Annotated in this window: 9 protein-coding genes and 1 pseudogene; 6 read left to right on the forward strand and 4 right to left on the reverse strand. The window is 71.7% G+C overall.

Translation table 11 applies throughout. From position 1 onward, the window contains the following. The first annotated feature begins 136 nt into the window (after positions 1–136). Complete coding sequence (locus ACIQRW_RS13110; protein WP_107085744.1) at positions 137–274, forward strand: SPW_0924 family protein; 138 nt, start codon at positions 137–139, stop codon at positions 272–274. A 26-nt stretch (positions 275–300) separates the two neighbouring features. Then, the gene (locus ACIQRW_RS13115; RefSeq protein ID WP_403758387.1) at positions 301–1,266 is read left to right on the forward strand and encodes a DUF3068 domain-containing protein; all 966 of its coding nucleotides are present in this window, start codon (positions 301–303) and stop codon (positions 1,264–1,266) included. Here ACIQRW_RS13115 and hrpB read toward each other — a convergent pair. Together hrpB and ACIQRW_RS13125 are read right to left on the reverse strand one after the other, a co-directional pair. Then, entirely contained in the window at positions 1,253–3,760 is a 2,508-nt protein-coding gene (hrpB, locus tag ACIQRW_RS13120; protein WP_403758390.1) for an ATP-dependent helicase HrpB, read from the reverse strand. The genes ACIQRW_RS13115 and hrpB overlap by 14 nt on opposite strands. Before the next feature lie 60 nt (positions 3,761–3,820). Further along, positions 3,821–4,669, reverse strand: a complete 849-nt coding sequence (locus ACIQRW_RS13125; protein ID WP_403758393.1) for a class I SAM-dependent methyltransferase — start codon at positions 4,667–4,669, stop codon at positions 3,821–3,823. Positions 4,670–5,078: 409 nt separating this feature from the next. On the opposite strand from ACIQRW_RS13125, the gene rpsA reads away from it, so the two are divergent. Then, positions 5,079–6,599 carry a 30S ribosomal protein S1 gene (gene rpsA / locus ACIQRW_RS13130; RefSeq protein WP_018957589.1) on the forward strand — a complete coding sequence of 507 codons (1,521 nt, stop codon included), beginning with the start codon at positions 5,079–5,081 and terminating at the stop codon, positions 6,597–6,599. Positions 6,600–6,703: 104 nt separating this feature from the next. On the opposite strand, the gene ACIQRW_RS13135 is transcribed toward rpsA, so the two are convergent. Then, the gene (locus ACIQRW_RS13135; RefSeq protein ID WP_403758459.1) at positions 6,704–7,663 is read right to left on the reverse strand and encodes a right-handed parallel beta-helix repeat-containing protein; all 960 of its coding nucleotides are present in this window, start codon (positions 7,661–7,663) and stop codon (positions 6,704–6,706) included. A 336-nt stretch (positions 7,664–7,999) separates the two neighbouring features. Here ACIQRW_RS13135 and ACIQRW_RS13140 point away from each other — a divergent pair, with 336 nt between their 5' ends. The 3 genes from ACIQRW_RS13140 to ACIQRW_RS13150 all read left to right on the forward strand — a co-directional run bounded on the left by ACIQRW_RS13140 (position 8,000) and on the right by ACIQRW_RS13150 (position 10,074). Then, positions 8,000–8,938, forward strand: a complete 939-nt coding sequence (locus tag ACIQRW_RS13140; RefSeq protein ID WP_403758396.1) for a PAC2 family protein — start codon at positions 8,000–8,002, stop codon at positions 8,936–8,938. A gap of 31 nt (positions 8,939–8,969) precedes the next feature. Next, positions 8,970–9,575 (forward strand): dephospho-CoA kinase, encoded by a 606-nt coding sequence (gene coaE / locus ACIQRW_RS13145; protein ID WP_403758399.1) that lies wholly within the window; start codon positions 8,970–8,972, stop codon positions 9,573–9,575. 130 nt (positions 9,576–9,705) lie between these two features. Then, on the forward strand, positions 9,706–10,074 hold the full coding sequence (locus ACIQRW_RS13150) for a tetratricopeptide repeat protein (RefSeq protein ID WP_403758402.1): 369 nt from the start codon (positions 9,706–9,708) through the stop codon (positions 10,072–10,074). 30 nt (positions 10,075–10,104) lie between these two features. Here the strand turns inward: ACIQRW_RS13150 and ACIQRW_RS13155 are convergent. Further along, positions 10,105–10,234: pseudogene (locus ACIQRW_RS13155) on the reverse strand (IS481 family transposase); the annotation flags it as partial.

Below are 10,234 nucleotides of genomic sequence, written 5' to 3' on the forward strand. Positions count from 1 at the left end.
CATCGCACAGCCCCTCGGTCATCCGGCCGAGGGGCTGTCCGCTGTGTTCTCATCTCGCGCCCCGGTTGCTACGGTGCCTCAGCCCTGACGACCCATCAGGTCGCCGTCATCGGATCACCGCCCCGGGAGGCCGAGCATGCGTGCCCTCGTCGCCGCCGCCATCGGACTGGCCGCCGCCCTCGTGCTCGTGTTCACCATCTCCGCCGTCGGCTCCCCGGCCGGGGAGACCTCGCCGAAACCCCTGCTGACCACCGTCCCGGGACCGAAGAGATAGCCGCCGCAGAGGGAGAGGTCACCACCATGCGCCGCCGAGCCGGTCTCGTACTCCTGGCCTTCGCCGTGTTCTTCGCCGCCCTGTCGCCACTGCTGCGCTGGTACGCGTTCCCGCGCCTGGCCAAGGTCCCGCCGAACCAGTACCAGGAAGTCGTCCTGGAGGCGTCCCCCGCGACCCTCCTCGACTACACCACCCTCAAGGCCGAGAAGGTCGAGAAGGTCACCATCGTCCAGACGCTCAAGGGCAACGTGGAGGAGTCCGAGAAGATCGAACGCAGCGCCGGACGCGACGTCGTCGTCTGGGACGCGCTCTCCTATATCCAGGGCCCCGACGGCAAGATGGTCTCCGAGATCCCCGAGCGCTACATCTTCGACGCCCACAGCCAGGCCCCCGTCAACGCCACCGGCGAGATGGTCGACGGCGACCCGGTCCGGCGCGAGGGCATCGAGTACAAGTGGCCCTTCCTCACCGAGAAGCGGGACTACGAGTACTTCGACGCCCAGAGCCGCACCACCGCCCCCATCCACTACAAGGGCACCCGGACCTTCCGCGGACTGGAGGTCTACTACTTCGAGCAGACCATCCCGTGGACCAAGGTCCCGATGCCCAAGAAGATGCCCATCGAGGGCATCACCGCCGAACAGATCGCGCAGACCGGCATGACCCGCTGGTACACCACGAAGCGCATGTTCTGGGTCGACCCCGTCACCGGAGCCCCCGTCAACGGCGAGGAGATCCACACGGAAGAGCTGCGCGACGCCAAGAAGATGGGCATGTCCGAGGACACCGTCACCGCGTTCTCCGGCCATGTGAAGATGCGCGAGGACTACATCGCGGACACCGTCGACCTGGTGAAGTCCCAGCGCGTCCTGGTCCTCCTCCTCACCTCGTACCTGCCCTGGGGCTTCCTCGGCCTCGGCATCGGACTGCTCGCGCTCGCCCTCTGGCTGGAGGCGCGGTCCCGGCAGTCGCGGAGTCCTACGACCGCTTGAGCCGCGCCGAGGTGAACCGCGTCGCCGGTACGGTCGCGGGGTCCTCCGGCCACGGATGCTTCGGGTAGCGGCCGCGCAGCTCCGCCCGCACCGCCTTGTAACCCTCCTGCCAGAACGACGCCAGGTCCGCCGTGACGGCCGCGGGCCGCCCGGCGGGGGAGAGCAGGTGCACCAGGACCGGCACCCCGGCCACCCGGGGCGTCTCGCCCATCCCGAACAACTCCTGGAGCTTCACCGCCAGGACGGGCTGCTCGCCGCCGTACTCGACCCTGATACGGGAACCGCTCGGCACCTCGATCCGCTCCGGCGCCAGCTCGTCCAGCCGGGCGGCCTCCCCGGTCGCCCAGGGCAGCAGCCGCCGCAACGCCTGGCCCGCGTCGATCCGGCCCAGATCGGAACGCCGCCGCGCCCGCGACAGCTCCGGCTCCAGCCACGCCCCGGTCTCCGCGAGCAGCGCCCCGTCCGACACATCCGGCCACGGCGCGCCCAGCACCCGGTGCAGGAACGCCAGGCGCAGCCGGAACTGCTCACTGTCCCGGGTCCACCGCAGCAGCCCCAGCCCCTCCCGCCGCAGCCCCTCCACCAGGGCCCCGCGCACCAGCTCCGGATCGGGCTGCCTCAGCGGCCGTACCGCCAGCTCCACCGCCCCCAGCCGGTCCACCGACCGGGCCACCACCTCGCCGTCCACCCACCGGACCTCCTCGCCCCGCACCCGCAGATGCCCGGCGGCCAGCAGCGCGGTGGGCTCGTCGACCACCGCCGCCAGCCGCACCCGCGCCGACGCCGTGTGGGAGGGCCGGTCCGCGACCGCCACGGCGAGCCAGGGCGCGCTGCGCAGCCGTGAGGCGTCCCGCAGCTCCGCGCCTGTGCCCGACGCCATCAAAAAGGCCCCGTCGCCCCGGGCCCGCGCCACCCGCTCCGGGAACGCCAGCGCGGCGACGAGGCCGACGACGGCGTCGTCCGAGCCGCCCTTCCCGGTGCCGGGGGAGTCGCTGCCCAGCGACGACGACAGCCGGCGCACCTCCTGCTTCCAGCGCGCCGCGTATCCGTCCTGGCCCCGGCGGGCGGTCCGCAGCGCCGCCGCGAGATCGTCCCCGTACTCCCTCGGCGGCTCCTCGCTCAGCAGCGCCACCACCTCCGCGGCCCGCCGCGCCCCGGCCTCACGCGCGCCGTCCAGCAGGGCCCGCGCCAGCCGGGGATGCAGCCCGAGCCGGGACATCCGGGCGCCGCGCTCGGTGACCCGGCCCCCGCCGTCCACCGCGCCGATCGCCTCCAGCACCTCCCGGGCGGCGCCCATCGCCCCGGCGGGCGGCGGGTCCAGCAGCGCGAGCGAGGAGGCGTCCGGATCGCCCCAGCACGCCGCCTGGAGCGCGAAGGCGGCCAGGTCGGCGACCTTGATCTCCGGCGAGGGGAAGCGCGTGAGCCGCCCGTCCTCGGCCTGGTCCCAGCACCTGTACACCGCCCCCGGAGCCTCCCGCCCCGCCCGCCCCGCGCGCTGCCGCCCGGCCGCCTGGGAGGCCCGTACGGTCGTCAGGGCGCTCAGCCCCCGGGCATGGTCGGTACGGGGTTCCCGGGCGAGACCCGAGTCGACGACGACCCGCACGCCCGGCACTGTCAGCGACGACTCCGCCACCGAGGTCGCCAGGACCACCCGCCGACCCTCGGAGGACCCGGCGAGCACCGCGTCCTGCACGGCGGCCGGAGCCCGCCCGTGCACCTGGAGCACCTCCGCGTCCACGCCCGCGAGCTGCCCGGCCACCCGCCCGATCTCCCCGACGCCGGGCAGGAAGCAGAGCACGTCCCCCTCCCGCTCACCGAGCGCCCGCCGCACGGTCGCCGCCACATGCGTCAGCAGGGCGGGGTCCACCCTCATCCCGTGCGGCGGCTTCACCGGACGGGCGGGCGGCGCCCAGAGGACCTCCACCGGATACGAGACCCCCTGCGCCTCGATCACCGGGGCGTCGCCGAGCAGCCGCGCCCAGCCCTCCGCGTCCGTCGTCGCGGACGCCGCCACCAGCCGCAGATCGGGCCGGATCGCCTCCCGTACGTCCAGGAGGAACGCGGCGACCGTGTCGGCGTCCAGGTGCCGCTCGTGGCACTCGTCGATGATCACCACGTCCACCCCGGCCAGCTCCTGGTCCCGCTGGAGCCGCTGGAGCAGCACCCCGGTGGTCACGACCTCCACCATCGTGTCCCGCCCCACCACGCGCTCGCCGCGCACCGTGAAGCCGACCCGCTCGCCCGGCCGCTCGCCCAGCAGCCAGGCCATCCGCCGCGCCGCGGCCCGCGCGGCGATCCGGCGCGGCTCGGCGACCACGACCCGGCGCACCGGGCCCTCGCCGGTCAGCCCGGCCAGCACCAGCGGGACGAGCGTCGTCTTTCCGGTGCCGGGCGGGGCGCACAGGACGGCGACGCCCCGGTCGTCGAGCGCGCGCCGCAGGGCGGGCACGGCGGTGCGGACGGGCAGTCGGTCCAGGGCTTCGGTGCGGATCACGCCCCCAGTGTCGTACGGGAGGGTCCTCAAGGGTTCCGCGCACCCCGGCCGGTCAGCGGCTCAGCCCCGCTCGCAGACGAAGACCGCCGTGCCCGGGATCAGGTTGCCGCGCAGCGGGGACCAGCCGCCCCACTCCTGGTTGTTCCAGGCGGGCCATTCCGGTTCGACCAGGTCGACCAGCCGGAAGCCGCCCGCCACCACGTCCCGGACCCGGTCGCCCAGCGTGCGGTGGTGTTCCACATAGACGGCGTCGCCGTCCTCGTCCTGCTCCACGTAGGGGACGCGGTCGAAGTAGGAGGCGGCGACGGACAGCCCCTCGGGCCCGGGCTCGTCCGGGAAGGCCCAGCGGATCGGGTGCGTCACGGAGAACACCCAGCGCCCGCCGGGCCGCAGCACCCGGTGGACCTCGCGGAAGACGCGCACGGGGTCGGCGACGAACGGCACCGCCCCGTACGCGGAGCAGGCCAGGTCGAAGGAACCGTCCCGGAACGGCAGCCGGCCCGCGTCGGCCTCGACCAGGGGTACGTCCCCGCCGATCCGCAGGGCGTGCTGGAGCTGGCGGTGGGAGAGGTCGAGCGCGACCGGGCGGGCGCCCTGCCCGGCCAGCCAGCGCGAGCACTGGGCGGCCCCGGCGCCGATCTCCAGGACGTCGCGGCCCTTGAGGGAGGCGGCGGGGCCCAGCAGGGCGGCGTCCGCCTCGTCCAGCCCTTCCGGACCCCAGACGAAACGGTCGTCCCCCAGGAAGCCGCCGTGGTCGCTCTGGTACTCGTCGGCGTTCCGGTCCCACCAGCCGCGGCTGGCCCGGCTGCTCTCCGTCTCGTCCGCCGCACGGCGTGTGGCTTCCGGCTCTGCGGACTCTGCGGGTTCTGCGGCTTCTGCGGAGTAGGTCCCGTGGATCTCTTGGCTCATCGTGCCCGTCGTTGTAGTTTGCCTTCACCCGCCGCGCGCGGTACGTACCAGGGGGCGTACCCCAGGGGTACGGACGCGCGTCCGCGGCGCCGTGCCGTAGTGCTCTCGGGCCGATGTGGCCTCGGGGAACGCGAGTTGTGCCGGAATCGGGGCGATGCGTCCCGGGTGTGCGCCTTCGCGCATTGACCCTGTCCGGCTGCCCCCGTATGCTACAAGTTGCGCTGCGAGCCTGCGCGCCTCAGACCTAGCAGGCCGCGCTCGCGTCTGTTGCATGTCCCCTCGGTTGTCGAGGCGCCTCTCCGGAAACGGATTGCGCGCTTTCCAGGCTGTCCGGCTTCTGCAGAGGCGATACGGGCTTTCGGCGTAGCAGTACCTACGACTCTCTGTCCGTACCGGAGCCCTTTCCCACATGACGAGCAGCACCGAGACCACCACCACGCCGCAGGTTGCGGTCAACGACATCGGCGACGCGGACGCGTTCCTCGCGGCGATCGACGAGACGATCAAGTACTTCAACGACGGCGACATCGTTGATGGCGTCATCGTCAAGGTTGACCGGGACGAGGTTCTCCTCGACATCGGTTACAAGACCGAAGGTGTCATCCCGAGCCGCGAGCTCTCGATCAAGCACGACGTCGACCCGAACGAGGTCGTCAAGGTCGGCGACGAGATCGAGGCCCTGGTTCTCCAGAAGGAGGACAAGGAAGGCCGCCTGATTCTCTCGAAGAAGCGCGCTCAGTACGAGCGTGCTTGGGGCACCATCGAGAAGATCAAGGAAGAGGACGGCATCGTCACCGGTACCGTCATCGAGGTGGTCAAGGGTGGTCTCATCCTCGACATCGGCCTCCGTGGCTTCCTGCCGGCGTCGCTCGTCGAGATGCGTCGCGTCCGCGACCTCCAGCCCTACGTGGGCAAGGAGCTCGAGGCCAAGATCATCGAGCTGGACAAGAACCGCAACAACGTGGTCCTGTCCCGCCGTGCCTGGCTCGAGCAGACCCAGTCCGAGGTCCGCCAGACGTTCCTCACGACCCTGCAGAAGGGTCAGGTCCGCTCCGGCGTCGTCTCCTCGATCGTCAACTTCGGTGCCTTCGTGGACCTGGGTGGCGTCGACGGTCTCGTGCACGTCTCCGAGCTGTCCTGGAAGCACATCGACCACCCCTCCGAGGTTGTCGAGGTCGGCCAGGAAGTCACCGTCGAGGTTCTCGACGTCGACATGGACCGCGAGCGCGTCTCCCTGTCGCTCAAGGCGACGCAGGAAGACCCGTGGCAGCAGTTCGCCCGGACGCACCAGATCGGTCAGGTCGTCCCGGGTAAGGTCACCAAGCTCGTTCCCTTCGGTGCGTTCGTCCGCGTCGACGAGGGCATCGAGGGCCTGGTCCACATCTCCGAGCTGGCCGAGCGCCACGTGGAGATCCCGGAGCAGGTCGTCCAGGTCAACGACGAGATCTTCGTCAAGGTCATCGACATCGACCTCGAGCGTCGTCGCATCAGCCTCTCGCTGAAGCAGGCGAACGAGTCCTTCGGTGGCGACCCGGCCTCGGTCGAGTTCGACCCGACGCTGTACGGCATGGCCGCGTCGTACGACGACCAGGGCAACTACATCTACCCCGAGGGCTTCGACCCCGAGACCAACGACTGGCTCGAGGGCTTCGAGGCGCAGCGCGAGGTCTGGGAGACCCAGTACGCCGAGGCGCAGACGCGCTTCGAGCAGCACCAGGCCCAGGTCATCAAGTCCCGCGAGGCCGACGAGGCTGCTGCGGCCGAGGGCGCTGCTGCCCCGGCCGGCGCTGCTCCGGCCGCCTCCGGTGGCAGCGGTGGCGGTGGCGGCGGCGGCTCCTACTCCTCGGAGTCGGCGGACAACTCCGGCGCCCTGGCGTCGGACGAGGCCCTTGCCGCGCTGCGCGAGAAGCTCGCGGGCGGCCAGAGCTGACGCTCTGACCCCGGCGGCTCATCGGCTGCGGTAGCTGAGAAGCGGTAAGTGAGGCCCGTCCCCTTCGGGGGGCGGGCCTCACTCGCGTTCACGGGGCGGGGCGGTTACGGGGTGACGGTGATGTTGGTCAGCCCCTTGCCGCCGGTGACGGTGTTGCTCGCGTACACCGTGGTGCGGCAACCGGAGCCGTTGTTGGTGACGTTGATGGCGAGCTGCTTGTCGCCGGTGGCCCCGGAGAGGTTCGAGGCGTTGCCGCGGAAGACGGTGCCGCAGCCCCAGCCGCTCTGCTGGGTGTGGGTCTCGTAGCCGTTGTTGGTGGTGCGCGAGCCCTTGTTGCCCTCGACCAGGACGTTGTTGCCCTTCACGTCGACCCAGGAGTCGTCGTAGTTGGCGCCGGTCAGCCCGTCGCCGTCGAAGGTGTTGCCGATGATCCTCGCGCCGGTCGTGCCCTCCTTGATGTCGATGCTCTCGCCGCCGACACCGGGGCCGATGGTGTTGTTCAGGATCTGCGCGTTGTCGCTGCGGTCGGAGAGATCGCCGGCCGAACCGACGTACACGCCCTCGCCCATGCCGCGTCCGTTCTGCCCGGTGTCGTAGATCCGGGAGTTCTTCAGAACGCCGTCCCTGCTGGACTTGCGGAAGTGGACGCCTTCCATGTCGAGGTCGTGCACGGTCACCGAGTCGATGACGACGCCGTTCGCCGCGTCGGTCATGATGCCCTTCTGGCCGCCCTTGAGCGTGACGCCCTGGACGGTCCAGTACGAGGCGCCGTTCAGATGCAGCCCGTAGCCGCCGCCCGCGGTCAGGACCGCCCTGCTGGAGCCGGTGAGGGTGATCCGTGCCCCGGAGGTGCCGGGCCGGGTGGCCTTGAAGTTCCCGGTGTACGTGCCGTCGGCGAGCCGGATCGTGTCACCGGGGGAGACGGTGGTGAGTGCCGACTTGAGCTGGGCCGCGGTGCTGACGTCGATGACCGCGGCGTTCGCGGGCCCGGCGCCGGCCAGGGTGAGACCGCCGGCGGCCAGGGCGGCGGCGAGCAGAGCGGTGAGGGGGGAGCGGGTGCGCATGGGGGGTGCCTTCCCGTCGGAGGAGTCCAGGTGTTCCCGTGCGGTCATGTCCATGTGCGGCTCTTGCGCAGGGGCGGTTCTCGTAGAGATGCGGTTCTCGTACATGAACATGGGGCGAGTCTCTGAACGTGTTGCCCAGTGACGGTAGGGACGGCGGCGGGGCGCGTCAAGGTCTGGACCAGGATCGGCGGGTGATGCCGGAGAGGTCGAACCGCTCCTGAGGGACGGGCGACTGACGCGCCGTGAACCGCCCTCACCGGGGAAAGGTCCGGGCGCGGGGAATGCGTGTGCCGCCCTTCGTGTTCTTCTCTAGGAACACGAGGAGGAGCGGTAACCGTGCCTGATCCGCAGAGTTTGTACGAATGGGAGCCGAAGGGCCTGGCCGTCGTCGACATGGCGTTGGCGCAGGAGTCGGCCGGCCTGGTCATGCTCTACCACTTCGACGGCTACATCGACGCGGGCGAGACCGGCGAGCAGATCGTCGACGGCCTGCTCGAAACGCTGCCGCACCAGGTCGTCGCGCGCTTCGACCACGACCGGCTCGTCGACTACCGCGCACGGCGCCCCCTGCTCACCTTCCGGCGCGACCGCTGGACGTCCTTCGAGGCCCCGACCCTGGAGGTACGGGTGGTCCAGGACGCCACCGGAGCGCCCTTCCTGCTGCTGTCGGGCCCGGAGCCGGACGTGGAGTGGGAGCGGTTCGCCGCCGCCGTCGAGCAGATCGTCGAGCGGCTCGGCGTCCGGCTCGCGGTGAACTTCCACGGCATCCCGATGGGCGTCCCGCACACCCGTCCCGTCGGTATCACCCCGCACGGCAACCGCACCGACCTGATGCCGGGCCACCGCAGCCCCTTCGACGAGGCCCAGGTGCCCGGTTCGGCCGAAGCGCTCGTCGAGTACCGGCTGATGGAGTCCGGCCACGACGTCCTCGGGGTCGCCACCCACGTCCCGCACTACGTCGCCAGGTCCTCCTACCCGGACGCGGCGCTGACCGCGCTGGAGGCGATCACCGCGGCGACGGGTCTCGTGCTGCCCGCGCTCGCGCACACCCTGCGCACCGAGGCGCACCGCACCCAGACCGAGATCGACCGGCAGATCGGCCAGGGCGACGAGGAACTGGTCTCGCTCGTCGAGGGCCTGGAGCACCAGTACGACGCCGTCGCCGGCTCCGAGACGCGCGGCAACCTCGTCGCCGAGCCGGTCGACCTGCCGTCCGCCGACGAGATCGGCCGCGAGTTCGAGCGCTTCCTCGCCGAGCGGGAGGGCGAGGGCTGAGCGCCCCCGCCCGGCCCGTAGGCTGCGGCCCATGCTGAAAGTGGGCCTGACCGGCGGCATCGGAGCCGGCAAGAGCGAAGTGTCGCGGCTGCTCGTGAAGTACGGCGCCGTCCTGATCGACTCCGACCGGATCGCCCGTGAGGTCGTCGAGCCCGGCACCCCCGGACTCGCGGCCGTCGTCGAGGAGTTCGGGCCGGACGTGCTGACCGCCGAAGGCGCTCTGGACCGCCCGGCGCTCGGTGCACTCGTCTTCGCCGACGCCGGGCGGCTGGCCGCGCTCAACGCGATCGTCCATCCCCTGGTCGGCGCCCGCGCGGCCGAACGGGAACGGGCGGCCCCCGAGGACGCCGTCGTCGTCCACGACGTCCCCCTCCTCACGGAGAACGGGCTCGCCCCCCTCTACGACCTGGTCGTGGTCGTCGACGCCTCCGCCGAGACCCAGCTCGAACGGCTCGTCACGCTGCGCGGAATGACGGAGTCCGACGCCCGTGCCAGGATGGCCGCACAGGCCACCCGCGACCAGCGCCGGGCCGTCGCCGACCTGATCGTGGACAACGACGGGCCGTTGGAGGCGCTGGAACCGCAGGTGCGCACAGTCTGGGACGAGTTGGTCCGCAGGGCCGCCGACGCCCGCTGAGTCCGCCCGCTGAGTCCGCGTGCTGAGTCCGCGTGCGGGGACGCGTGCGGGGACGCCCCGGCCGGACGGACCGGAATACCGGCTCCGGGGCGGACGTTGAAAACCCGCGAGGGAAGGGAAGGATGCGACCGTGCCCCAGAGGAATCCGGAGACCCACGTCATCGACTTCCGTGCGGCCGAGCAACTGCTCGACGCCCGGGACCCCAGGGGTGCCGTCAAGCTGCTCGACTCGGTGATCGCCGCGCATCCGGAGAACACCGCCGCCCGGCTGCTCCGGGCCCGCGCCTTCTTCGCCGCCGCCCAACTGCGCCCCGCCGAGCTGGAATTCGAGCTGGTGCTGGAGCGCGAGCCGGACAACGCGTTCGCCCACTTCGCCCTGGCCCGCACCTTCGAGCGGGCCGGCCGCCCCGAGCAGGCGACCCGGCACTTCCGCTTGGCGGCGGCGCTCGACCCGAAGCCGGAGTACCTCCGGGCGGCGAAGTTCGACGAGCGGGCCTGACGGACCGGACCGGCGACGCCCGGACACGACCTAGGTGTATTGACCCGCAGGGTTGTTGACGCGGTTGATCGGGGGCTGGCCTCCGAGTGCGGTGTGGCAGCGGTGGTGGTTGTAGGTGTGGAGGAAGTCTGCCAGGGCCTGGGTCCGCTCCTCGTTCGAG

The organism is Streptomyces sp. NPDC091287, assembly GCF_044768525.1.
GTDB lineage: Bacteria > Actinomycetota > Actinomycetes > Streptomycetales > Streptomycetaceae > Streptomyces.

What these genes read in the sequence shown, in the direction of transcription:
- ACIQRW_RS13110 (WP_107085744.1), top strand. Translation starts at nt 137, where the DNA reads ATGCGTGCCCTCGTCGCCGCCGCCATCGGACTGGCCGCCGCCCTCGTG.
- ACIQRW_RS13115 (WP_403758387.1), top strand. Translation starts at nt 301, where the DNA reads ATGCGCCGCCGAGCCGGTCTCGTACTCCTGGCCTTCGCCGTGTTCTTC.
- ACIQRW_RS13125 (WP_403758393.1), bottom strand. Translation starts at nt 4,669, where the DNA reads ATGAGCCAAGAGATCCACGGGACCTACTCCGCAGAAGCCGCAGAACCC.
- rpsA (WP_018957589.1), top strand. Translation starts at nt 5,079, where the DNA reads ATGACGAGCAGCACCGAGACCACCACCACGCCGCAGGTTGCGGTCAAC.
- ACIQRW_RS13135 (WP_403758459.1), bottom strand. Translation starts at nt 7,663, where the DNA reads ATGCGCACCCGCTCCCCCCTCACCGCTCTGCTCGCCGCCGCCCTGGCC.
- coaE (WP_403758399.1), top strand. Translation starts at nt 8,970, where the DNA reads ATGCTGAAAGTGGGCCTGACCGGCGGCATCGGAGCCGGCAAGAGCGAA.